Annotated in this window: 24 protein-coding genes and 1 pseudogene; 18 read left to right on the top strand and 7 right to left on the bottom strand. The window is 63.3% G+C overall.

Translation table 11 applies throughout. The annotated features are described in order from the left end of the window. Window positions 1-24: 24 nt before the first annotated feature. The 8 genes from E4K64_RS30250 to E4K64_RS30215 all read left to right on the top strand — a co-directional run bounded on the left by E4K64_RS30250 (window position 25) and on the right by E4K64_RS30215 (window position 8244). Window positions 25-261: a hypothetical protein gene (locus E4K64_RS30250; RefSeq protein WP_135166740.1), complete on the top strand. Its 237-nt coding sequence runs from the start codon at window positions 25-27 to the stop codon at window positions 259-261. Window positions 262-302: 41 nt separating this feature from the next. Further along, on the top strand, window positions 303-1424 hold the full coding sequence (locus E4K64_RS30245) for an AI-2E family transporter (protein WP_135166739.1): 1122 nt from the start codon (window positions 303-305) through the stop codon (window positions 1422-1424). 10 nt (window positions 1425-1434) lie between these two features. Continuing rightward, window positions 1435-2028: a hypothetical protein gene (locus tag E4K64_RS30240; RefSeq protein ID WP_135166738.1), complete on the top strand. Its 594-nt coding sequence runs from the start codon at window positions 1435-1437 to the stop codon at window positions 2026-2028. Continuing rightward, the gene (locus E4K64_RS30235) at window positions 2029-2514 is read left to right on the top strand and encodes a DUF992 domain-containing protein (RefSeq protein WP_135166737.1); all 486 of its coding nucleotides are present in this window, start codon (window positions 2029-2031) and stop codon (window positions 2512-2514) included. Between the two features lie 137 nt (window positions 2515-2651). Then, window positions 2652-3209 carry an HdeD family acid-resistance protein gene (locus E4K64_RS30230; protein WP_135166736.1) on the top strand — a complete coding sequence of 186 codons (558 nt, stop codon included), beginning with the start codon at window positions 2652-2654 and terminating at the stop codon, window positions 3207-3209. Window positions 3210-3549: 340 nt separating this feature from the next. Next, a complete protein-coding gene (locus E4K64_RS30225) occupies window positions 3550-3822 on the top strand; it encodes a hypothetical protein (RefSeq protein WP_135166735.1) in 273 nt (90 codons plus the stop codon). A 70-nt stretch (window positions 3823-3892) separates the two neighbouring features. Further along, a complete protein-coding gene (locus E4K64_RS30220) occupies window positions 3893-5131 on the top strand; it encodes an efflux RND transporter periplasmic adaptor subunit (protein ID WP_135166734.1) in 1239 nt (412 codons plus the stop codon). Next, complete coding sequence (locus E4K64_RS30215; protein WP_135166733.1) at window positions 5128-8244, top strand: efflux RND transporter permease subunit; 3117 nt, start codon at window positions 5128-5130, stop codon at window positions 8242-8244. Before E4K64_RS30220 ends, E4K64_RS30215 begins: the two co-directional genes overlap by 4 nt. A 27-nt stretch (window positions 8245-8271) precedes the next feature. On the opposite strand, the gene E4K64_RS41275 is transcribed toward E4K64_RS30215, so the two are convergent. Together E4K64_RS41275 and E4K64_RS30210 are read right to left on the bottom strand one after the other, a co-directional pair. Further along, entirely contained in the window at window positions 8272-8421 is a 150-nt protein-coding gene (locus tag E4K64_RS41275) for a hypothetical protein (RefSeq protein WP_235884816.1), read from the bottom strand. Continuing rightward, a pseudogene (locus E4K64_RS30210) lies at window positions 8355-8783 on the bottom strand (serine hydrolase domain-containing protein); the annotation flags it as partial. The gene E4K64_RS41275 and the pseudogene E4K64_RS30210, both read right to left, overlap by 67 nt. 663 nt (window positions 8784-9446) lie before the next feature. Here E4K64_RS30210 and E4K64_RS30205 point away from each other — a divergent pair. Beyond that, window positions 9447-9725, top strand: coding sequence for a hypothetical protein (locus tag E4K64_RS30205; protein WP_135166732.1), 279 nt, complete (start codon window positions 9447-9449; stop codon window positions 9723-9725). Window positions 9726-10666: 941 nt separating this feature from the next. Here the strand turns inward: E4K64_RS30205 and E4K64_RS40625 are convergent. Further along, window positions 10667-10831: a hypothetical protein gene (locus E4K64_RS40625; protein WP_164718587.1), complete on the bottom strand. Its 165-nt coding sequence runs from the start codon at window positions 10829-10831 to the stop codon at window positions 10667-10669. Between the two features lie 768 nt (window positions 10832-11599). On the opposite strand from E4K64_RS40625, the gene E4K64_RS30200 reads away from it, so the two are divergent. From E4K64_RS30200 to E4K64_RS30190, 5 genes are all read left to right on the top strand, one after another. After that, window positions 11600-11905, top strand: a complete 306-nt coding sequence (locus tag E4K64_RS30200; protein ID WP_135166731.1) for a hypothetical protein — start codon at window positions 11600-11602, stop codon at window positions 11903-11905. A 37-nt stretch (window positions 11906-11942) separates the two neighbouring features. After that, on the top strand, window positions 11943-12203 hold the full coding sequence (locus E4K64_RS41940) for a DUF7662 domain-containing protein (RefSeq protein ID WP_430642540.1): 261 nt from the start codon (window positions 11943-11945) through the stop codon (window positions 12201-12203). After that, window positions 12200-12472, top strand: coding sequence for a hypothetical protein (locus E4K64_RS30195; protein WP_135166730.1), 273 nt, complete (start codon window positions 12200-12202; stop codon window positions 12470-12472). The genes E4K64_RS41940 and E4K64_RS30195 overlap by 4 nt, the downstream gene beginning before the upstream one ends. Before the next feature lie 45 nt (window positions 12473-12517). Beyond that, window positions 12518-12688 (top strand): hypothetical protein, encoded by a 171-nt coding sequence (locus E4K64_RS40620; RefSeq protein ID WP_167772339.1) that lies wholly within the window; start codon window positions 12518-12520, stop codon window positions 12686-12688. Between the two features lie 767 nt (window positions 12689-13455). Then, window positions 13456-13698 (top strand): hypothetical protein, encoded by a 243-nt coding sequence (locus tag E4K64_RS30190; RefSeq protein ID WP_126257557.1) that lies wholly within the window; start codon window positions 13456-13458, stop codon window positions 13696-13698. A 69-nt stretch (window positions 13699-13767) separates the two neighbouring features. On the opposite strand, the gene E4K64_RS30185 is transcribed toward E4K64_RS30190, so the two are convergent. Beyond that, on the bottom strand, window positions 13768-14445 hold the full coding sequence (locus E4K64_RS30185) for a hypothetical protein (protein ID WP_167772338.1): 678 nt from the start codon (window positions 14443-14445) through the stop codon (window positions 13768-13770). A 439-nt stretch (window positions 14446-14884) separates the two neighbouring features. Further along, a complete protein-coding gene (locus E4K64_RS30180; protein ID WP_167772345.1) occupies window positions 14885-17989 on the bottom strand; it encodes a DEAD/DEAH box helicase in 3105 nt (1034 codons plus the stop codon). A gap of 795 nt (window positions 17990-18784) precedes the next feature. Between E4K64_RS30180 and E4K64_RS30175 the strand changes: the two genes are divergently transcribed. Continuing rightward, the gene (locus E4K64_RS30175; RefSeq protein WP_135166727.1) at window positions 18785-19021 is read left to right on the top strand and encodes a hypothetical protein; all 237 of its coding nucleotides are present in this window, start codon (window positions 18785-18787) and stop codon (window positions 19019-19021) included. A 126-nt stretch (window positions 19022-19147) separates the two neighbouring features. Further along, window positions 19148-19432 carry a hypothetical protein gene (locus tag E4K64_RS30170; RefSeq protein ID WP_135166726.1) on the top strand — a complete coding sequence of 95 codons (285 nt, stop codon included), beginning with the start codon at window positions 19148-19150 and terminating at the stop codon, window positions 19430-19432. Window position 19433: 1 nt separating this feature from the next. Here E4K64_RS30170 and E4K64_RS30165 read toward each other — a convergent pair whose 3' ends face one another. Together E4K64_RS30165 and E4K64_RS30160 are read right to left on the bottom strand one after the other, a co-directional pair. Beyond that, complete coding sequence (locus E4K64_RS30165; RefSeq protein WP_167772337.1) at window positions 19434-19826, bottom strand: NUDIX hydrolase; 393 nt, start codon at window positions 19824-19826, stop codon at window positions 19434-19436. 110 nt (window positions 19827-19936) lie between these two features. Next, window positions 19937-21022, bottom strand: coding sequence for an AI-2E family transporter (locus tag E4K64_RS30160; RefSeq protein ID WP_135166725.1), 1086 nt, complete (start codon window positions 21020-21022; stop codon window positions 19937-19939). Between the two features lie 272 nt (window positions 21023-21294). Here E4K64_RS30160 and E4K64_RS30155 point away from each other — a divergent pair, with 272 nt between their 5' ends. Then, on the top strand, window positions 21295-21522 hold the full coding sequence (locus E4K64_RS30155) for a hypothetical protein (RefSeq protein WP_126257550.1): 228 nt from the start codon (window positions 21295-21297) through the stop codon (window positions 21520-21522). Between the two features lie 149 nt (window positions 21523-21671). Continuing rightward, window positions 21672-21974, top strand: coding sequence for a hypothetical protein (locus tag E4K64_RS30150; protein WP_028136298.1), 303 nt, complete (start codon window positions 21672-21674; stop codon window positions 21972-21974). The last annotated feature ends 20 nt before the right edge of the window (window positions 21975-21994 follow it).

The raw sequence follows: 21994 nt of genomic DNA, 5'->3' as shown, positions 1-21994 counted from the left end.
GTCCCTGGCAGCATGGAGGCGAAAATGAGCATCCGAATCTTCTGGGGCGCCCTGATCCTGGGCGGGTTGATGGCCGTTTCCGCATCCCCAACCCCGTTGCCAGCCCAGCCAACCGGCATGGAGGCGTCACCGAAGGACTCCGGCATGTCGGCGCCGAAGAACGTGGCGCCCAATACCAATACGAACCCGACCAAGCACCGCTACTGGCGTCATCGCGGCGGCAAGCATCCGCACTTTGGCAGCCGGCGCGTCCGCACCTAGGTGCCGCGAACCATCATCCACCCTGGTGATTGGGGAGATCCATGAGCGATTCCAGGACAGGGCCGGAGCGGCTTTGCGAACTTGTTTCGCACGACGAATCCCCCGGCCTGCCGGGGCAGGCCAAGCGCAGCATTCTCGCGACGGGGCTCAGCCTGCTAGCTGCCTGTGTCTTCCTGTTTCTGGCGTGGCAGACAGTGTCCAGTCTCCTGCTCATCTTTGCAGGCGTGTTGTTCGGCGCATTTCTCGATGCCTGCGCAAGGGCACTGGCGCCGGTCCTTCCGCTCGCTCGTACCTGGCGGCTGACGCTGGTCCTGCTCCTGTTCTCCGCTCTTTCCGGATTTGGGTTGGTATGGGGCGCAGGCAAGCTGCCGGAGCAGACGCGCCTCCTGTTGAAGGTCATGGACAGCCAGATCGACATCCTTCAGGAGCATCTCCTGTCATACGGCGTCGACCTTCTCGGCCCGGAATGGGGCCGCGACTTTGCACAATGGCTGTTCTCCGATCAGGGGCGCTTTCTCAGCCACGCCCAATTCGTGCTCGGCGGAGCATCGAGTCTTCTGACCGGCGCGTTAGTCATCCTGTTTCTCGGAATTCTCTTCGCCTTCGATCCGATCAGCCATCGCGAGAGCCTGGTCATGCTGGTGAAGCGACCCTACCGAGCGCGAACAAGAGCGGTCATGGATGAGATGGGCAGTGTGATGCGGTTGTGGCTGATCGGACAGTTCATTCGGATCCTTCTCATGACACTGTGCGTCTGGATCGCGCTCTATCTGGTCGGCCTGCCCGGACCTCTCGTGCTCGGACTGCAGGCGGGTTTGTCGAACTTCATTCCCTACCTTGGACCGATCGTGGCGGCGATTCCTATCGCGCTGGTCGCAATGCCACTCGGCGGCTCGCTGCTGATCTGGGCCGTGCTAATCTACACAATCATCCAGTCGATCGAGGGCTATGTGATCGGCCCGCTGATCCACCGTCAGGCGGTCGAGATCCCCCCTGCCTGGACGCTGGTCGCGATTGTCATGCTTGGCGCGCTGTTCGGGATACTGGGCATCGCGATGGCCATGCCCCTGGTCGCGATCGGCCGCGTCGCAATCATCCGGTTCTACGTCGAGGACCATCTCGGCGACGAGCCAAAGCCGACGTTCAGCAGCAAGCAAGCGTGAGTGGATGGCTATGAGCGAGACCGATGTATCAGGCAGCGAGGGCACAGCGTCCTCCTCGCCGCAATCCAGGATGGCCCATTTCCTGTGGGAGCAACTCCCTTATGTGGTGGCGCTGGTGCTCGCCGTCGCAGGCGTCGCCTATACCAACGTCTCCCACCAGCCTCTCGTCGGCTACTGGGAATTCCTGGCGCTCGCCATTGGCGTGGTTTGCGTCGTCACGAAATGGCCCGAGACGCAAGGCAAGGACGCCCAGCTCCGATTGATTTGGACCCAGGCGCTGCACTGGATCGCCGTCCTGGTCACGATGAACATCATGCTGATGTCGGGGGTCCAGCAATTGCTTCCGACACCGGCAACCGGCCTGGTCCTGCTGACGTTGCTGGCGCTCGGCACGTTCCTCGCGGGCGTCAGCCTACTGTCGCTACAAATCTCGTTTCTCGGCCTTGCGATGGGCGTGACCGTCCCGGCGATATCGTGGCTGAAGCAATCCGTCTTCTTCTTCCTGCTTGGCGCGGTGCTGCTGATCGGCCTCGGCATCACGTTCTGGCTTCGCCAGGATCGCCGGCCGGCGACCGCATCCATAAACAACCAGATGGAGGCTTGAATGCGAATGACACGGTTCCTTTGCGCTGCCTCATGCGCGTTGCTGTGCACCGCCGCCTCGCCCGTCCGCGCCGACGCATTCCGGGTCGGCCGACTGTTATGCCTCAGCTCCCCGCGCGTGGGCTTGGTCCTTGGATCAGCTCAATCGCTGCGCTGCACTTTCTTCTATGCGCGCAGACCTCCTCGACAATATATCTATGAGGGACGAATAAGGCGCGTTGGACTCGACCTGGGAGTGACCTGGGCGGGGACTCTCTCCTGGGCCGTCTTCGCCAAGAATTCGCGGATCGGCCCCGCTACGCTGCGAGGAAGCTATGTGGGAGCAAGCGGCAATGTCGCATTCGGTCCCGGGCTCGGGGCGAATGTCCTGATTGGCGGCTCGCGCCGAAGCGTGATGTTGCAGCCGCTGTCGATCGAGCGATCTATCGGAATCAATCTTGCAGCGGGAGTGACCAACCTGACTCTGGGACCGCGCGGCAGGCGATAGCTCGTTCACCGGAATCGCTCCCGAGACTTCATGCGAACATTCCCGCATCGTCGCTCAGGGTTTCGTCGGATGTCGACGCTCCGGCTCCGAAGCTACCGTCGCGTCGGGGTAGCTATCTAGTAGATCAGGAGCGTGGCATGACAGTCTATGACAGCCGGTCCGGCATCGCAGTTCTGGGCCCTCCTCCCCTGTGGGTCTGCGCTCTCCTTGGCGTCGTCATGATCGCCGCCGGTATCGCAGCTCTCAGCGACGTGGTGTTCGCAACCATTATCAGCGTGAAGTTGATCGGACTGACGGCGATCGCGGCCGGCGCGTTCGAGATCGCCCACGCCTTCTGGACCAAAGGATGGGGCGGCTTCCTGTGGCAGATTTTGCTCGGCGCCCTCTACGTCGCCTTCGGGCTCGTGCTGCTGACCCAGCCCGCCTCCGGCGCCCTGATCCTCACTTATTTCCTCGGCGCGATCCTGATCGCCTCAGGCGTCATTCGATGCGTGCTGAGCTTTGCTCATTGGGGCCAGAACGGATGGATGATGCTGACCTCCGGCGTCTTCGGGTTGGCTGCGGGCGCGTTGACCCTGTTCAGCTTCCCCACCATCAGCCCGTGGCTCCTCGGATTCCTGCTTGGCGTCGACCTGATCTCGCACGGCCTCGCCTGGCTGATCTACGCGTTCCAGTCTGCGCGGCGGACTGCATAACATAAGGAGAAAAAGATGATGGATCTCCCCAATCGTCGCGCTTTCCTTGGTCTTGCTCAAAATGTCGTAGCCGGCGCGGCGATAGGCGCCATCGGCGTCCGCTTCATTGCGGTTGCGGAAGCGATGCCGATCGCACCCGAGCTTGGCCAGAACGACCGGCCGTCGGATCTCCTGACGCAAGCTCAATGGGGACCGCCGCCTCCTCCTGGCTGGCGCCGCCGGCGGCCGCGCAGCCGCCGCTGGGTTTGCTGGTGGCATCGCGGACGTCGTCGCTGCGGTTGGCGGTGGCGCTAGGCCTACCCTTGCGCGATCCCCACACAGCCGCAGGGCTGTGAAGGCCATGCAACTCCAACAGACGATGGAGGACATCGTGCGCCACACCAATCTGTGGCTTCTCGGAGCCATTCTCGCAGCGCTTCTCGTTGTGGCGACTTGGTACACCGTGGCGGTATGGCAGGAAACGCCATCACTGCCGTTTTACCGCAACGCCATCTTGGCGGGAGCTGCACTCCTGATGCTGGTGTCCGGCTGTGGCCTGATCGCACTGATGTTCTATAGCCGCCGCAAGGGTTACGACGAGCCCGTGCGCAGCAATCGAACACCGCGGGAGTGATACGGCACCGGTGAAGCATCGGCCCGGTCCCAAGCCTGGTTGCAACAAGCCTGGTTGCAAGGAGCGGACCATGAACCTTGCTGGCGTTTCGATGAGGCTGCTGGCGGCAATTCTCCTGACGATCATCGCCAGCGGGTGGGCCCGGACCCAACCCGCCGGCCCTGGCCCACCCGCGGTCGGCGTCGTGGAAGCGACAAGGCGACCGATCACCGAGAGGAGTGAGTTTCTCGGGCGGATCGAAGCGATCAATCGGGTCAATGTCGTTGCGCGCGTCACTGCATTTCTGGAACGGCGCCTCTTCGAGGAAGGCGCCGAGATCAGCAAAGGCGATGAGCTCTACCGGCTCGAGCGTGGTCCGTTCGAAGCGGATCTGGCATGGAAACAGGCGCAGGTGGCTCAACTTCAGGCCACACTCGATAATGCCAAACAGACGACGGAACGCGCGCGGACTCTGCTCGGAGGCCCTGCCGGGCAGCAGTCCACCTACGACGCCGCCATTGCGAACCAGCTCAGCCTCGAAGCCCAGGTCCAGGCCGCACAAGCCCAGGTTCAGGCCTCCCGGATCAATCTTGACTACACGACGATCCGCGCCCCGATCGCCGGTAAGATCGGACGCACGGCATTGACCGAAGGCAACGTTGTCGGCCCAAGCTCGGGCGTGCTGACCACCATCGTCAGCCAGGACCCGATGTACGTCACCTTCCCCGTGCCGCTGCGCCAGGGATTGGAACTGCGGGAACGATACGCGCCGCAAGGAGGCCTGGAGGCCGTCGTCATCAGGCTGCGACTAACCGACGGCCGCATGTACGGCCAGTCCGGCACACTGAATTTCGTCGACAACACCATCGCCCAAAACACCGACACGATCACCGTGCGCGGCGAGATCGGCAATCCTATCCTGCGGGCGTCCTCGGCGGCCGGCGTCACAGTTCACGAGTTGACCGACGGTGAGTTCGTTACCGTCGTGCTGGAGGGCGTCCAACCGATCGAGGTGCTAGCGATCCCGCGCTCCGCCGTGCTCTCCGATCAGCAGGGCCATTATGTTCTTGCCGTCGGCGCCGACAACAAGGCCGAGCAGCGCCGCATCCAGCTCGGGCAATCGACCCCGACCATCGCGGCGGTCATCGCCGGGCTCGCGGCCGGCGACAGCGTCATTGTCGAGGGCCTGCAGCGGGTTCGCCCCGGCCAGGTCGTTTTGCCGGGGCCGGCAAGTCCCCTGATCCTGTCGAGCATGAAGGCTGCGGATGGTACGGCTCCGCAGGCAGCTCCCAGCACCCCCGGTAAGGCCGGCACGGACGACAAGCCATGATATCTGCGGTCTTCATCGATCGTCCGCGGCTCGCAATGGTGATCGCCTTCATCATCACCATCGCCGGCGCGCTCGCGCTGATGCAGATCCCGGTGGCGCAATTTCCGGACATCGTGCCGCCACAAGTCACGGTCTCAGGCACTTTCCCGGGCGCATCCGCCGAAGTTGTCGAGAGCAGCGTCGCCCAACCGCTGGAGGCACAAATCATCGGCGTCGACCGCGCGCTCTACATGAAATCGACCAGCGCCAGCGACGGAAGCTACACACTGACGGTTTCGTTCGCGCTCGGCACTAACCCCGACATCAACACCGTCAATGTCAACAACCGCGTGCAGAGCGCGCTGTCGCAATTGCCGACCGAAGTGCAGCAGCAGGGGGTGACGGTGCGCAAGCGGTCCTCGTCGATCCTGCAATTCCTCGTGCTCTACAGCGCTAATGGCGAGCAGGATCCGCTCTTCATCACGAACTACGCCATCATCAACGTGCTCGATGCGATTGCGAGCACCCCGGGGGTCGGCCAGGCCAATCTGTTCGCCAAGATGAACTACTCGATGCGGATCTGGTTTGACACGCAGCGGCTCACCAGCCTCAACCTCACGCCGTCGGACGTGATTGCCGCAATTCGCACGCAAAGCGTCCAGGCGCCGGTCGGCCGCATCGGCGCGCGCCCGATCAGTGACGACCAGCAATTCCAGTTCAACGTGCAGACCCTGGGCAGGCTCGCAACCGTCGATCAATTTGCCGCTATCGTGCTGCGCGCCAACCCGGACGGCTCATCCGTGCTGGTGAAGGACGTTGCCCGTGTCGAGATGGGCGCGCAAAACCTCGACAGCGAAGCGCGGATCGACGGACGCGCAGCCGTCCCGGTCGCGATCTATCTGGCGCCGGGAGCCAATGCGATGACCACCGCACAAGCCGTGGCGGCGACGATGCAGCGGCTGTCGCAGCACTTCCCGACCGGACTGAGCTACCTCGTGCAATACGATTCCACGAGTTTCGTGCGCGACACCATCGCGGAGGTATTGAAGACGCTGGGCGAGGCCTTCGTGCTGGTCGTGATCGTGGTGTACCTCTTCCTCGGCAATCTCCGGGCGACGGTGATCCCGGCGATCGCGGTACCAGTGAGCCTGATCGGCACTTTCGCAGTCCTGCTGGTGCTGGGCTATTCAGCAAATACAGTGTCCCTGCTCGCGATGGTGCTCGCCATCGGCATTGTCGTGGACGATGCCATCGTCGTCGTCGAGAACGTCGAGCGAGTCATGCAGGAGGAACCGGACCTTTCGCCGACCGAAGCCAGCAAGAAGGCCATGACCCAGATCACCGCGCCGATCATCGCGATTACCCTGGTGCTGCTGTCGGTCTTCGTACCCGTCGCATTCATTCCAGGCGTTTCCGGAACGCTTTTCCGCCAGTTCGCGGTGACGATCAGCGCCGCGATGATGATTTCTGCGTTGAACGCGCTGACACTGTCGCCCGCCCTGTGCGCGCTGTTCCTGCGCCACACCGGGCCAAGGCGCGGCATCATGGGCCGCGTCCTCGGCTCCATCGACTGGATTCGTGACCGTTACGGCAGCGGCGTCCGACGCCTCGTGCGCATGGCCGGCCTCTCCGTTCTGCTCGTCCTGCTCTTTGCCGCCGGCATCTTCGGCATATCGCTGATCACGCCGACGGGTTTCCTGCCCGAGGAAGATCAGGGCGCCTTCTTCACGTCGGTCCAACTGCCGGACGGCGCGTCGGTGGCGCGAACCAGCGAGGTCACCCGGCAGGTCGAAGACGTCCTGAAGCAGATGCCGGCCGTTGACCACGTTCTTGCCATCATCGGTTTCTCCCTGCTTGACGGCGCATCGGAATCGAACAGCGCCCTCGTCGTCACCCGCCTAAAGCCATTTGCCGACCGCAAGGCGGCAGCGGATTCCGCGCAAGCACTGATCCGGCAGACCTTTGCCGCCGGCGCGCAGGTCCGACAGGCCAATGTGCTGCCGTTCAACCTGCCACCGATCATCGGTCTCTCCACCGGCGGCGGGTTCGAATACCAGCTTCAGGCATTGGAAGGACAGAGCCCGGCCGAGATCTCGAGCGTCACAAACGCGCTGATCGGCGCCGCCAATGCCGATCCACGTTTGGCGCGCGTCTTTTCCACCTTCACTGCGACTAATCCGTCGATCCATCTCGACATCGACCGCGGCAAGGCGCAGGCGCTCGGCGTGGGGATCAACGACATCTTCACCGCCCTGCAGGCGACGCTTGGCGGCATCTACGTCAACAACTTCAACCGGTTTGGCCGCACCTGGCAGGTCAACGTCCAGGGCGAGGCGTTCGATCGCAGCGACATCTCGGATATCTGGCGCATCTATCTGCGCAGCGCCACCGAACAGATGGTGCCGATCAGATCACTGGCCGGGATCAGGATCGTGACCGGCCCTCAGGTGATCACCCGCTACAACAACTACCGCTCGGTGACGGTGAACGGCAGCCCGGCGCCCGGAGTTTCGTCAGGCACTGCGATGGCCGCAATGGCCGATGTGTCGAATAGCGTACTGCCTGCGGGGTACAGTTTCGCATGGACTGGCACCGCCTATCAGGAACAACAGGCCGCCGGCCAGACCGGTATCGTTCTGATGCTTGCGGTGCTGTTTGCCTATTTGTTCCTGGTGGCGCTCTATGAAAGCACGATGATCCCGATCCCAGTGTTGCTGTCCGTTGTCGTCGGCGTGCTCGGCTCCTATGTCGGCATCAAGCTCGCCGGCCTCAATCTCGACCTCTACGGCCAGATCGGGCTGGTGGTGCTGATTGCGCTCGCCGCCAAGAACGGGATTCTGATCGTTGAATTCGCCAAGGAGCAACGCGAGGCAGGCGTGGCGCTCGAGGACGCTGCGATCCAGGGCGCGCATATGCGCTTCCGCGCGGTCATGATGACCTCCGTTGCCTTCATTTTTGGTCTCGTGCCGCTCGTGATCGCGACCGGCGCTGCGGAGCTCAGCCGCAGGGCAGTCGGTACAGCCGTGTTTGCAGGCATGCTCGCGGCGAGCTCGATCGGACTCTTCCTGGTGCCGATGCTTTACGTGACGTTTCAGCGTCTGCGGGAGCGGCTGATGATGGGAGCCAAGGTCTAAACTGATGAGTTGTCCTGGTGAAAAAGGCTAAGGCACACTCGCCAAAACGATTTCCCGCAGCACGCGCGTCGGCGGAATCCACTGATCTTCCATCCCGTAGTTTCCAGCCGTCAAGGCAATGACGAGCTGCAACGCAGGAATGATGAACAAGCGTTGGCCGCCTTCCCCCTGCGCCATCCACATCCGCTCCAGGCGCCCGGCCGCCCATCCCTTCGGCTTGCCGAAGCCACGTCAAGGAGAAACCATTGATAGCCGTACCGGCGAAGCTCGTCGGAACTGACAACCGGCGTCGTGCAACGAGTGATCCACTCCGAAGGAACGATTTGCTGGCCGTTGAGCTGCCCACCCGAGAGCATCAGCGTCCCGATCCGAGAGAGGTCACGAACCGACATCCGGGCGCCTGAGGCAGCGAATGGCTCACCATCGGGCCCGGCGGCCCATTGCGTCGGACCCAGGCCGAGCGGATCGAACAATGCCTCGCGTGCGAAGTCGTGCAGTGACTTGCCTGATCCCTTGGCGATCAGCCGGGCGAGCAACGCGGTCGCTCCGCCGCAATAATTCCAGTGCGCACCAGGCCGGTTTCGCTGTTGCGGGGATCGGCATAAGGTAAGCTGCTCTCATCCCAATCCATTCCCATCGTCATCACACACGTCGCTCGGCGACTGCTTGATCGAGCCGTCTGATTACCTCGGTGGCGAATTTGTCAGAAGGAAACGTGGGCTGTTGCTGCCCCCGAGCCGGCAGGATTGGCGAACCCATGGCTGTTGCCTCCTGACAATATCTGGCGACGATTTGGCAAAGCCTGACGTCCTCGTATCCGGGGGTATCGCCTTATATCAACATCTCCCGGCGAATGTCAGCATTGGGCCATTTAGACGGATTCATCACGGGTTGTCGGCAGGTTGATATCCGCTTCTGTCCGCAAGCGCCGAAGATGGGGCCAGCGTTGCGCTTGGCCTGACTGCCGTGAGTCAAACTCCCACACTCGCGTCGTTCTGGCCAAGATGTTGCTGGTCGTTGCGCAAGCGCCCGCGTGGCGTTGTCTGACGGGAAAGACGTCGACATCACCGACCCCTTCCCCGCGCGCCGCGATGAATAGACGATGAATGCCGCGACGGCTTGGGCGAAAAATCCATTCTCTTTCCCTGGAAACCGCGCGCGTCTCTGCAGCGTTTAGCTCTACACCACCGGAGGAATTGAACATGCCCTTGTCCAGTGCAGCAGCTGCTGCAGTCCTTGCGCTCCAGCTCGGGACACCCGCGGTCACCCAGACCGAAACGCCCAACCTGGTTCAGGTCCGCGAAGGGCCGTGCAGCTACGGGTTTGATACCGATATCTACGGAAGATGTTATCCGAACGGCGTCATTCCGCCGGAGTATCAAGCCGCGCGCCAACCCCGCGCCTACTATGAGCCGCGCCGATACTACAGGGAGGAGTACCGCCCACGGTGGCGACACCGCTATTACCGCGACGACTATTGATCAATAGCCGCCACCGATCGCCGCGCTCTGGATTGAAGCTGGTGTGCCCAGTCAGATGGATCCGCCAGCTAGACCATTGGTCACAAGCCCGCGGCGCCGACGGCCGGCCTGACTTCGATCGGGGCGAGCCACGGCTTGCGATCATAAGCATGAAGAAGGCTGGCCCGGGGAGCGCTGAAATTGAAATTGACCGGAGAACGTCCGCCTCAGATCACGCCCACAATGATCAAAACTCCGAGCTCAACCAGTAGGAGCGTACCCGTTGCTGCGGAGATGAAAAACACATCACCTAAGGACAGGAACTGCATGATTCGCCTCCCAATTTGCCAGAAGCGGCCCCTACATCCTTTGGACGGCGTAAGCAGGGGGGCAGGATGATGGGGCCGCTTCCAGGAGGTCCTTGACGCGTGCGTCCGGCGCCAAGCATTCGCACTCTAGTCCAAATTTAAATCTTGTCCACCATTTAATTTATTTAATTCCATTTTGTTTTTTAATGGTTAATTGGTCGACTTTTCGAGCCTGCCCAAGGGGGACATAACCGGCGGGCCCGCCAGCGTGAACAGAGCGGACCACCCTAAATCTTCTGGACGAGCGAGCTAGCTAACGGAGGCGCGGGCGGTTATGTGCGCCCCACAGGGCGATGAACAGGACTGCCGCGTTTCCAATTCCCAGCAAGACCAAGATGCTTTCCAGCATAACGAATCAAGCTCCGCCCCTGGGAATCATACACCTGAGCGAAACTTAGTCATCCAGGCCAGCCAGACCGCTCGCGCTGCCTCAAGACAGATCCTGCGGCTTATGCCGCGACGTTCCGCACGATCGGCGCGGCACGCAACGTTGCCAGCGTAAGGGTGCCGCCAGCGTGCACGGTGGCAGCGATGCGACCAACCCCACCAACGCGCCGGCCGGCACGGGCGGCCTACTGAGCCACCACCTCTCACTCAATGCTGGCCGCGAGGGGTCTTGTCTTCGCGGTTGAGAAACGCAAGCCGCCTCTCCAGTTCTTCCTTCTTGGCCACGAGCCTCGTGGCAAGAATGTCATTGACGACACTGTGGAGTTGCCACAGCTCTTCAATCGACATGCTTTCAAACGGCCTTCGTTCCATGAATCCCCCCGACTCACGAATCGTCTATAGCTTGGGGCTATAAGGGGGGAGCTGGCAACTAGTGGTCGGTTGAGTGCGGAAGGTTATCTACTCTGCTCGATTCCACAGACTTCCCACGCGACCTTGAGCGTCGGCGGCGCAACTCTGCTTGCATTAATCGAGTTCGCAAGACGTCCAATTCTGCAATCCGACTTTCTAGAAATGCGATACGTTGGTGCAAGGCGACAGCAAGATGGGAAGTCCGACCAGAAATACTCATCACGACCTCACAAAATAACAATAACAAGAGTACAAAACGATCCCGGCAATCTCAGCATTACGCCACGAGGTTGGCACAATTGCAAGGCGAACCCAGTGAGAGGCATCCTGCCCGCGGGTTTTCCAAGGAACACCTGGGCGTCCTGATGCTTGAATCGCTGCCGGCTCGCCGCCGAGCTGGCGGAGCGGCCCCGGCCTACCCCAAAAGCCCCCCTGCAGCCGGGGCCGTCTCTCTGCCAAGCGCAATATCGGAGTAAGCGTATGCGTTCCTCATTTGGCGCGCGTGCCGGCTGCGCTTGGCGCGAGACGGACGAAGCCGATACAGATCTCGAAACCGTCCTGCAGCACATCCTCTGAGGTCCGAGGGCGTTAACGTCAGTTCTATTGACCTTCCTTTTCAGGGCCGTGATTAAATCTTCAGAGCCGCGATTAAATTTTCCCTAGCTTTTGTTTTGCCGACGATCCAGATTTCGAGAATTATACCGTCCGATTTTATGGGGGGATATTGCGATGGCAAAGCCTGCCGTTTCCCGTGATGCCTTTCGTGGGTTGTTCGCTTTTTATGCAGCGAAAGCACATCACGACCACAAGCACGATGACGAACATCGCTTATTGAAGCTGTTTGGATCGGCTGAAGACATTCCCGATAGATTGCTGGAGCAATGGTCGCAAGGAGCTGAGCTGCTCGGCTCTGAAACCGTTGGTCGCATACTGGAGCCGCGCGCCCGTCAAATCGCGAATGACAGCGTACATTATGACCATGCCAGCGACTTTCTCCACGCGCTCTTGAGAGATCTCGGTCAAAAGGTGCAGTGACATCTTGGTCAATATTACTCCTCCCTGACGCTCGCCAATGCCAATCTCGATTTACAGCCCCCTCCGCGAGAGATTGCTAACGGAGAACTGTCCAAGACTTCGGCTAACCTTTGCTGAGGTTGAATCGATATTGGGAAAGCCTCTGCCGAGGTCGGCCTATAGATTCACGAGCTGGTGGAGCACACTAAATGGCAGAAGCCCACAAGCGAAGGCGTGGTTGTCCGCAGGCTTTGATGTCCGGGTATCAATGAAGCACCGCGTCGTCGAATTCTATCGTTCTGGCGCGGAGCACCAATGATCGTCGACGAGCACCTCGACCTCTCGCCCTCGATCCGCGATCGATTATCGGAGCCATCCACAAAAGCCGCGGAGCGACCGACCGAATTGCCAGCTATGGGTTTCGCAAGACTCGATCCATCCTACGCGCCGTTCGTGCGGCGCCGATTTTGTCGACGCGAGCGCAACGGCTCCTTCCCCGCAATGGCGCGCCCTTGGCGACCGCACGTCGGGAAGCTGGTGCCTTCCGGCGAGATTGTCCTTCGCCCGCCCGCCCCAAAAACCCGCTGACAACCCTCTCAAAACGCGTACGCTTCCCAAAACCGGAGGAGCGGCATGTTTGAAATCAACGGCTTCGACACGGCGGGCGTGGTCAGTCTCAAGCGGCCTTCACTTGCCGCCGCCCTTAAGAAGGCCCGGGAGCTGGTCGAGGACGGCTGCTGGGACGTTCAGGTCGTTGATCCCAACGGCCGCATTTACACCTCTTTCGAGGAGCAAGCGGCCTAAAGCGCGATGCGACTAGGGTGAATCATCATCGCGCTTTAGGTTGTCGTTTAAGCATGATCTTTTCGGAAAACCGCTGCGCACTTTTCCGGATCATGCTTTAGCGCTTCTCTTGGAGGCACGTTCCTGCGACGAACCACCCTGAGAGTACGCCGGATCAGGCCGGAGCCAAACGTGGACGGCCGTTCGGGTGCGTGTCACGTCATTCCGCAGGGACGGCTTTACGAACCGCGTCGCGAGACCGCCGTTCTCACCACCACAGCCGTCAATGTCGGACGCGGGCAGCAGGACTCGCCGTTCATGCGGCGCCGATTGCGTCGACGCGAATGCAAAGCGCCCCTTCGTCGCAAGTGAGCGCGCCAGATTCCGATAGAGTCCAGTAGTCGCCCCGAGATGAACTTCGGGCTGCGGACGCCTATTGTCCCCTCTCCCCGTGGACAATTTGGCGATGATCTGCGCAGCGAAAGATAGCCCGCCCGTTCTGATCTGTTCGAAGTGCAAACGACCGATGGCGTTTTTGGCCACGCTGCCGGCCATCTTCACGCTACCCGCAGTGCATGCGTACCAGTGCCGTCCCTGCCTGCGGGTGGACACCATCCCGCTGGCTTGAAGCCGGAATTGGCGGGATCGCGTTCGCGCGCGGTAGCTCCAGCGCAGGACGGCGTGCGCGGGGCTGATGCGCGAACCCGGGACGCGCGGTGCCATTGCCAGTCCACCGGTTTGGGCGCAGGCTCTCTCCAGGCGCTTCAGACGCCGCACGGGAGAGACGCATGAAGGAACCGGGCCTGGATGGCCGCCACCGCGACAAGGATGGCGGGATCAGCAAGAAGCACGGCAACACGCTGGTCGGCACGTTGCGCAAGATCTACGGCAAGAGCTTTGCGGCCGGGTATCCCGATGCGACGCAGCTCAGCGAGGTCCTGGCCCAGCTCAACGAGACGTCGCTGAGCCAGCTGCGCCGTGATCACGACACCGGTCATTTGGGACACAAGATCGATCACGCCTTGAAGTGACGGTCGGCGCGAAACCGGCGCGCGCAGACCAGCGCGGCCGTCGTCGTAGCTGATCGGCTTGACGTGACGTCAGCTCTCCGGCGCCGCAGCCGGCACGCTCAGCGGCGCGCCGCCAACCGACACCGGCCCCACCGGCCCCACGGGCAAGGGCTTCGTCTCCCGCACCATCCGCTTGCGCATCGCGGCGGGCAGTCCATAGCGCGCATGCGCTCTTCGGACGGACGAGGTGACGTCCGACATCACCGTGCTCTGGAGCGAGTCGATCTTCGCGATCAGCGTCGACAGCTGCGACGAGATCTTCTTCACATCGACCCGTTCGTCCGTGATGCTCTGTCGCAGCGACAGCAGCAGCATTGAATCCTGCTGTAGCAGAACCGAGTTCTGATCCGCTGCCTGATTGTTCTGCTGGAGCAAGGCGGTGTGTTGCTGCTGGGCTGCCTGAATGTCCTTCAGGGCCGCGACGATCGGATCCGGCTTTGGCGCGGACGCTTCCTGGCGCGGAAGCAGTTCGGCGAGGCTGCCGAGGTTCAGCGACGAAAAATCGGCCGGCGACGTGTAGATGGCCGCCGCGCCGTTGATGGCCAGGGCACACACCGAAAGCGCCAGGATCGATTTCCGGCGGGGCCGCTTCGCCGGCTCCGAAGCTTCGGGCATTTCGGGTTCGTGCCCTGCCGCGGCGGCTGCAAGGGCTGCGGCGTCGAGCTCTTCGGCAAAGCTTGCCGTTTCGAATGTCGTGGTCACGTGCATGGACCCCAATGAGCGAGCAACAGGAAGCCGCCCATGGAACGTCCTCGCGACGAGTCCGTGTACGCAGCACCCTTACACAACTGCCTAAAATTGTGAGCATTTCGGATTAATTCCACGTTAGCGGCGGAGGCGGCCGACGGGCCCGGCGCCTCCGTTCGAGTACGGGGGCAGTCGCTGGGAGCGATTTCGCCTGTGGCCATCCTTCGAGACGCCCGCCGTTGGCGGGCCCTCAGGATGAGGACCGGGTGCGCCGCGATCGTTTCGACGAGCGCCGATGCTGCTTAGCCTCATCCTGAGGAGCCTGCGCAAGCGGGCGTCTCGAAGGACGAGGCGTGCGCTCAGGTGGTTGCGGCTGGCTTTTCGCCGGATTCAAAAAACCTTGTGCCAGCAGCACTTAGCTACTGTGCATGGGGTTGTTTTCGCGTTTTTGAAGGCCGCCTCAGCCCTCGTCCAGCAGCTCGAACAGCTCCTCCACCCGCTCGAACGGCGTGTCCTGCATCTTGGCGTGATAGACCACGCGGTCGCCGTCGCGTTGCAGCGACTTGCCCCGCGACTTCCGCAGGCGTCCGGGCAGGAACGTCGCGGCCGCAGCTTCCGGGCCGACGTCGAGGCGGACGATGCCTCTGCGCTTGCATTCGATCCTGAGCCTCGCCGCGGCGAAGAAGTCGCGCGCGACCTTCGGTAAGGGTCCGAAGCGGCGGGCGGTTTCCTCCTCGAGGTCTTCGAGGTCGTCCTCATCCGTGCAACGTGCGGCGCGGGCATAGAGCTCGAGCCGGACCGGCTCGGACTGCACGTAGCTCTCGGGCAGCATTTCACCGAGCGGCAGGTTCAGGTCCGGCACCCACACCGCCTGCCCCTCGTCGAGCTTCTCCGAAGCCATCTTGAGGAGGTGACTGTAGAGCACCGGCCCGAACACCTGGACGTGGCCGGATTGCTGCTCGGAAAACAGGTCGCCCGCGCCTCTGAGGTCGAGGTCGTGCTCGCTGATGGCAAAGCCGGCGCCGGGCCGGCTGAACTCCTCGAGCACGGCCAGGCGCTTCTCGGATTGTCCGGATTGCGTCTCGGTCAACAGGTGAGCGAAGGCACGGATACCGCTGCGGCCGACGCGCCCGCGCAGCTGATGCAGCTGGGCGAGGCCGAACTTCTCCGGCCAGCAGACCACGATGGTGTTGGCACGGGGAATGTCGAGCCCGCTCTCGACGATGTTGGTCGCGAGCAGGACGTCGGCCCTGCCCTCGACAAAGCTCATCATGCGGTCGTCGATCTCGTCCGCGGCCAAGCGGCCGTGCAGGCAGACGATGCGCAGGTCCGGCGCCACCGCCTGCACCCGCGCCAGCATCGGATCGAGATCCTGGATGCGCGGACAGATCAGGAAGCTCTGGCCGTGGCGGCGCTGCTCGCGCAAGAGCGCCGAGGCGATCGCGGCATCCGACAGCGGCGCGATCCGGGTCGCGACCGGCAGCCGGTGCACCGGAGGCGAGGCGATCACGCTGAGGTCGCGGAAGCCGGCAAGACCGGCGGCGAGCGTGCGCGGGATCGGCGTCGCGCTCATCATCAGCACGTGGACGTTCTTGGCGAGGCCGGCGAGCTTGGCCTTCTCGGCCGCGCCAAAATGCTGCTCCTCGTCGATGATGACGAGGCCGAGATCGTCGAACCTGACGTCCTTGCCGGTGAGTGCCTGCGTGCCGATCACGACCTTGATCCGGCCGCTGCGCAGTCCCTCTCTCGTTTCGCGCAGCTCCGCGCCCGAGGTCGCCCGCGACAGGTTGCCGACCTCGATGCCGAACGGGGCAAAACGCTTCTGGAAGGTCGCGACGTGCTGGCGCGCCAGCACCGTCGTCGGCACCGCGACCGCCACCTGCTTGCCCGAGAGCACCACGGCCGCCGCCGCCCGCAGCGCCACCTCGGTCTTGCCGAAGCCGACGTCGCCGCAGATCACGCGGTCCATGGGATGACCGGAGGCGAGGTCGTCCAGCACGTCGTGGATCGCCGTGGCCTGGTCGATCGTCGTGAAGTAAGGGAAGCGCGCGACGAACTTCTCGTAGGCCGATCCCGGCGGCACCAGCTTTTCGCCGCGCCGCCGGCGGCGCTGGCTGATGTGCTTGGCGAGCGCCCTGCCGGCGGCCTGGATCTCGCGCTCCGCTTCGGTGCGGCGGGCCCACCATGTGCTGCCGTCCGCCTTGTCGAGCGAGAGCTTGCCGAGCTCGGCCGCGTAAGGCCACATCAAGGCAAGATCGGACGGCGGCACCAGCACCGCATTGTCGCCGGCGAACTTCAGGCGGATCATCTCCCGCAAGCCGCCACCGCCGGTGTTGACGGTCTGCAGGCCGTCGAGCACGCCGAGGCCGCGCTGGAGATGGATCACCACCGTGCCCTGCTCGGGCACGTCGGCATGGTCGAACGCCGTGCTCCAGGCCCGCGCCATCGGCTGCGCATGATGCGCCCGGCTGCCGAGCACGTCGGAGGCCGTCACGACGACGAGAGGCTTTCTGCCCGGCACGACAAAGCCCGCATCGAGATCGGCCAGCAGCGCCGCCTCGCCGCTCCGCGCGCTCGCCGCCTCGTCCCAGTCCTCGCAGCGCGGCGCCTTGAGGCCGCTCATGCGCTCCATCACGCGCAAGTCGTCCTCCTGCGCCGCGGCGAGAATCAGGCGCGAACCCGCCCGCCGCGTCTCCTCGACGAAAGCACGCAGCGCCTTCCTGGCGGATGTCAGCTTCGAAAACTCCGGGATGGTCTGGAAGGACGCCGCGCGCGGCAGCACCTTCATGCCCCTCGAGAGCTGCTTCCAATCGCGCCGTCCGAGATATTCGCGCTCGCGCTCGGCGCGCGGCGCGGCCTCCTCGATCGTATCGAGCCAGCCGTCGGCGTGCGCCGGGACCCCTGCGTCTGCGATCCATTTGGCGCGCCCGCAATAATCGAACAGGCTCGCGCGCCTGCCGCCTTTGCCGGCAAGGCCAAGCCGCTCCGACATGGGATCGACGAGAAGCTCCCTGGTCTCGAAGATGATCCTGTGCTCGTTCGGATCGAACGCCACGATCCGCTTGATCGCACGATCCGAATGCTCGATCCGGAACGGCCCCAGCGCGCCCGCGGGAAAGATCTCGAAGGTCTGGCCGTGGAATAGCGCCCCGCCCGGATAATCCGGCTCGTCGTCGAGATCGTATCCGAGGGCTTCGAGACGCGTCTCCAGCTCGCGCTCGGAGAACGGGCCGCCGACCTTCAAGCTCAGGCTGAGGCGCGCCAGGCTCGCCGGCGGCGGCAGGCGCTCCATCACCGCTTCCGCCGTCGAGACGAGAAACAGCGGCTTCTTGGATTTTGCGAGGCGCCTCAGCACGGAGGCTCTACGCCCTGCGAGCTCGTGCGACGGCTCGAGCTGATCGAACGGCAAGGTGTTCAGGCGCGGAAACACCAGGACCTCGCAAGCGGGGTCGAGCGCGTGAATGACGCTGCCCAGCCGCTCCGCCCTGTTCTCGTTCTCGGCGAGAAAAACGATGCCGCCGGGTCCGGACTGCTTCCATTGGGCAAGCAGGTGAAGAGCCAGCACCCCGAGCGGCGACGACGACGAGATCGTGGCGCGCTGCACCGCCTTGCTCGTCCTTGGCGACGTCCTGTTTGGCAAAGCCTTGCTTGTCGACGTCCTGCTCGGCAACGTCTTCTTCGGGGACCTCTTGGCCACCCGCGCCTTCTTGGTAAGCCTCACTTGAATCCGTTTCTGGTCGTAAACCGTCGTCAACTGAACGCCAGCCGCCCTCATTCCGATTCGGCGACTTCGCGCCATGCATATGAGATTTGCCCCGTGAACGCACGCCTGGGAGCAACGTTCGGCACGGCACAACGATCCCGACACAAGGGCTTGCTGATCGACCGGTGGAACGGAACTGGCGCGGCGCGGGAGCTGCGTCTGTCGATGCGACGCTTGGCGCGATTGTAACCATTCCGCGCACGGAGAGAAACGAAAAACCCCAGCGCTTGGAGCCACGCTGGGGCGTTTCGTTCAAATAAATTGGTCAAGCAATGACCTTTTCATAGCAGCGATTTCAGCGCCCGTTTGTGAACTGGTTCACATCTTGCGGCAAACAAACGACCTCAGCGCGGAGGCCCTGAGGTCGCCAACCTTTATGGGGAAGGTTTTCTCACGGCCCGGAGCTTTTGGGGGGCTTGGGGTTGGACCGCGAGCCAGGATTCGACGCCTGCCACGCCAAGTCGTTCCATCGCCGCCGCCCGAAAGATTCGCCGGGATGGCCTGAACGTTCGACCCGTTCAATCATGCCGGAGCGGGATACCGCGTTTGAGCGCGCACGCGCCGCGCGCTAGGATGCCGCCTTTTACGGAGGCTCATTTGAAACCAATCCTTTTCATCGCCATCGCGCTGCTTGCGACGGCACCCGCCCGCTCGCAGCCGCTGGTCGATCCGAGCAAGGTTGCTCCGGAATATCGCGAGGCAGCCGAGAAGCGCCGGGCCGAGCAGCTGCGCCAGCGCGAATGCGCGCTGAAGGCGGATCTCGAGAAGGTGCTGCCCAGGGATCGCACCGCTTTTCTTACCCAATGCCTGGACACGATGGCAGCCGGGCAATAGCGGCCGGCCGCGGCCGGCCGAAGGGCCGCGCGTTCTACGACATCCAGCCGCGATGCCGTTCAAGCTTTCTTCAGACATTTGGGATCAGCTGGAATATCCATTTTTCAAAGTCATTGTTGTCCGCACATGAGTTCGGTCCAGATTCAGTGCACGCGCTGCAAGAGCGTGTTTCGCGATCGCGCCGGGCGGTTGCAGGACGGCTATTCCAGGCAATGCCCGACTTGCGAAGTGGTGCTGTTCTTCGCCGAGGATTCCCAGCATCCCTTCATCAAGCGCGCGATGCGCAATGCGCGCAAAGCCCGCAAGGAGATGCGGGAAGCCGGTGCAGCCAGGCTGGCCGCTCCGGGGCCGCGCGCGGCGCAGCCGAGATCGTTCGCCGGACGGACGCAATCGGCGGGACGCGAGGACTAGCTCACTTTCGCTTCTGCTTCCTCGGAAACAGGCGGTCGCGGATGTAGCGCGAGGTCGCTGTCAGACGGATGCCGCGCGGCTTCTGCCAGGCGGCGCGGTCGATCTCCTTCTTGTCGCCAATCGCCAGCCTGCCTTTGGCCCTCTTGGCAATGAAGATCGCGTCGCTCATCTTGCGGCCAGAGCGCTTGTTCTTGGCTTTCACTTCTTTCCAGAGACTGATCCTGCCAAGCTTCAGCTTGGGCAGCTCCTCCCTGATCTCCCGCCGCAGGCAATCCTTGGCGGACTCGCGTGCACGCTTGCGGCCGCCCGGAAACATCCACAGGCCGTCCGACCGGCGTCTGACCAACAATACCTTGCCGCGCCTTGCGGCAACCAGCTTGGAAGACTTCGCCATTGCTGCCGTGGTTGAAACAGAATCGTTTTCGATCGTAACTTGTCTAGGGGAACAGACAAGTTCGCGGGCATGCGTCGTCCCGGCGCGGCACGGCGCCGTTGGCGGCGAGATCAGTCCTTGCCCGCCCCTGCCCGGTCCTCGGTCCTGATCCAGGCCATCATCATCTCCCAGGCCACCGACAGGATGATCGGTCCGATGAACAGGCCGACGATGCCGTGGGCGAGCGTGCCGCCGATCACGCCGACAAAGATCACGATGGTCGGCGTGGTCAGGCCACGCCCCATGACGAGCGGCTTCAACATGGTGTCGATGAAGCCGACGAGGACGAGAAACACGGTGAGCAGCAGCGCCGTGGTGACGTCCTTGGCGGTCCAGATCCAGATGATCACCGGCAGCAGCACGAGGAACGCGCCGATCTGCACGATCGAGAGCAGCAGCACGATGAAGGCCAGAAGGCCGGCGCTCGGCACGGCGGCGAGCTTGAAGCCGATGCCGGCGAGCAGCGCCTGCACGATCGCCACACCGATCACGCCCTGTGCCACGGCGCGGATGGTCGCACCCGCGAGCGACAGGAAATGCTCGGTCTGCTCCGGTACGATGCGAAACAGGAAGCCGCGGCCGGCCGCGACCAGCCGCGGCCCATGCGGAAACAGGAAGCCGGCCACGAACACTGAGACCAGGAACTGGAGCGTGCCGACGCCGGCATCGCCGGCAAGCGACAGCAGCGGGCCCGCCAGCGGCTGGAGATACGGCGCCACCTCGCGCACCAGCGCGCGGACGTTGGTGTAGGCCTGGTCCCAGAGCTCGTAGAGCCAGGGGCCGACCAGCGGCCATGATTTGATCTGCTCGGGCGCAGCCTGAAGCGCCAGATCGCCGGTGCCGAGCTGCTGTGCCAGCTCGCGCACGCCGTCCACCGCGCTGATGCCGAGCCAGGTCGCCGGGCCGATGACGATGCCGAGCGTGATCATGGTCAGGATCGCTGCTGCGGTCTTGGGCCGGCCACCGAGGGCTTTGGCGACCCAGCTGAAGGCCGGATAGAACGCAACCGCGAGCACGCCGCTCCAGGCCAGGATCGGCACGAACGGGCGGATGATCAGGAAGGTCCAGATGATCAGCAGGCCGAGCAGGCCGAGCCGGATCACGAGCTGGATGACGTCCTCTCCGGTCAGGAGCTGACGGAGACTTTTCACGGGCACTGCTTTCCTTGCGGCATGAACGCAAACTTCCGGTGCTTGCGCGGCCCAGCCGTTATTGCCAGCAACGCATCCGGCGTCAAGGCGACTGGAACCGGCCGGCCCCGTGATTGGGAACACATCGGGCCATTCCGCCAGGGCCCGCGACCGCGGCCGCCCCCGACACCGCCCGGCCTTGGCTAACGCCCGTTAACCGGATTCCCGCGCGCCGGTTTACGCCGCTGCAAACGCCCGCGGCTACCGTGGATCGGGGTCACCAAAAAGCATTCCTTGCAATGGCCAACAGCATCTGGACGATCGAAGAATTCACCTGTGCGGGTTGCGGCATGAACTACACCGCGACCAGGGAGGAACACAGCGAAGCCCACGCCGGCCACTTCAAATGCAGCATCTGCAGCGGCGTGGTGCACGCCTGGTCAGGCAAGCATCATTTCTTCGGCTGGCAAGCCGTGAAGACGCGGCCACCCGTGTTCGGAAGGCGCTGGGCGGACGTGGAATGGTAGGCGGCCCACCACGCGGGCATCTTTGATTGCGCCGCACGGTCGCCCGCGACGGGCGGGAGGATCGGCCGAATTGCAGCGGCGCCATTTGGACTCCGTTCACCGATCGCCGCTAGATCAGAACGGATCCTTCGCGCCGAACCAGCAAAATCATGGCCGACCTCAACGCCGTCCTGACCAGGCTCAACGACCGCCTGCTCCGCCTCGAGGGCGAGCTGTTCGTGCTGCGCTCGCTGGCGCGCGCGACGCTGACGGCGGGCGACGACCATGCGGCGCGCATGCGCAAGCTGGTCGAAGCCGCAAAGGTCGCGCTCGACGACGAGGCCAGGCGCCCTCTCGACAAGCCGACACGCAAATATGTCGACGCGGCAACCGCGCTGGTGGAGGAATTGCTGGTCGAGCCGACCCCGGCGCGGCCCTTGTTCACGGTGATCGACGGCGGCCGTCGCGATTGACCGACAAGCGCGTCGGCCCG

Source organism: Bradyrhizobium frederickii (genome assembly GCF_004570865.1).
Classification (GTDB): domain Bacteria; phylum Pseudomonadota; class Alphaproteobacteria; order Rhizobiales; family Xanthobacteraceae; genus Bradyrhizobium; species Bradyrhizobium frederickii.
The sequence above is the reverse complement of the archived record's forward strand: the minus strand, read 5'-3'. Positions and strand labels throughout refer to the sequence as shown.

Excerpts from the sequence above, each read along its gene's own strand:
- E4K64_RS30250 (WP_135166740.1), top strand. The coding sequence starts at position 25 with ATGAGCATCCGAATCTTCTGGGGCGCCCTGATCCTGGGCGGGTTGATG.
- E4K64_RS30245 (WP_135166739.1), top strand. The coding sequence starts at position 303 with ATGAGCGATTCCAGGACAGGGCCGGAGCGGCTTTGCGAACTTGTTTCG.
- E4K64_RS30240 (WP_135166738.1), top strand. The coding sequence starts at position 1,435 with ATGAGCGAGACCGATGTATCAGGCAGCGAGGGCACAGCGTCCTCCTCG.
- E4K64_RS30235 (WP_135166737.1), top strand. The coding sequence starts at position 2,029 with ATGCGAATGACACGGTTCCTTTGCGCTGCCTCATGCGCGTTGCTGTGC.
- E4K64_RS30230 (WP_135166736.1), top strand. The coding sequence starts at position 2,652 with ATGACAGTCTATGACAGCCGGTCCGGCATCGCAGTTCTGGGCCCTCCT.
- E4K64_RS30225 (WP_135166735.1), top strand. The coding sequence starts at position 3,550 with ATGCAACTCCAACAGACGATGGAGGACATCGTGCGCCACACCAATCTG.
- E4K64_RS30220 (WP_135166734.1), top strand. The coding sequence starts at position 3,893 with ATGAACCTTGCTGGCGTTTCGATGAGGCTGCTGGCGGCAATTCTCCTG.
- E4K64_RS30215 (WP_135166733.1), top strand. The coding sequence starts at position 5,128 with ATGATATCTGCGGTCTTCATCGATCGTCCGCGGCTCGCAATGGTGATC.
- E4K64_RS41275 (WP_235884816.1), bottom strand. The coding sequence starts at position 8,421 with ATGGCGCAGGGGGAAGGCGGCCAACGCTTGTTCATCATTCCTGCGTTG.
- E4K64_RS30205 (WP_135166732.1), top strand. The coding sequence starts at position 9,447 with ATGCCCTTGTCCAGTGCAGCAGCTGCTGCAGTCCTTGCGCTCCAGCTC.
- E4K64_RS40625 (WP_164718587.1), bottom strand. The coding sequence starts at position 10,831 with ATGGAACGAAGGCCGTTTGAAAGCATGTCGATTGAAGAGCTGTGGCAA.
- E4K64_RS30200 (WP_135166731.1), top strand. The coding sequence starts at position 11,600 with ATGGCAAAGCCTGCCGTTTCCCGTGATGCCTTTCGTGGGTTGTTCGCT.
- E4K64_RS41940 (WP_430642540.1), top strand. The coding sequence starts at position 11,943 with ATGCCAATCTCGATTTACAGCCCCCTCCGCGAGAGATTGCTAACGGAG.
- E4K64_RS30195 (WP_135166730.1), top strand. The coding sequence starts at position 12,200 with ATGATCGTCGACGAGCACCTCGACCTCTCGCCCTCGATCCGCGATCGA.
- E4K64_RS40620 (WP_167772339.1), top strand. The coding sequence starts at position 12,518 with ATGTTTGAAATCAACGGCTTCGACACGGCGGGCGTGGTCAGTCTCAAG.
- E4K64_RS30190 (WP_126257557.1), top strand. The coding sequence starts at position 13,456 with ATGAAGGAACCGGGCCTGGATGGCCGCCACCGCGACAAGGATGGCGGG.
- E4K64_RS30185 (WP_167772338.1), bottom strand. The coding sequence starts at position 14,445 with ATGCACGTGACCACGACATTCGAAACGGCAAGCTTTGCCGAAGAGCTC.
- E4K64_RS30170 (WP_135166726.1), top strand. The coding sequence starts at position 19,148 with ATGAGTTCGGTCCAGATTCAGTGCACGCGCTGCAAGAGCGTGTTTCGC.
- E4K64_RS30165 (WP_167772337.1), bottom strand. The coding sequence starts at position 19,826 with ATGGCGAAGTCTTCCAAGCTGGTTGCCGCAAGGCGCGGCAAGGTATTG.
- E4K64_RS30155 (WP_126257550.1), top strand. The coding sequence starts at position 21,295 with ATGGCCAACAGCATCTGGACGATCGAAGAATTCACCTGTGCGGGTTGC.
- E4K64_RS30150 (WP_028136298.1), top strand. The coding sequence starts at position 21,672 with ATGGCCGACCTCAACGCCGTCCTGACCAGGCTCAACGACCGCCTGCTC.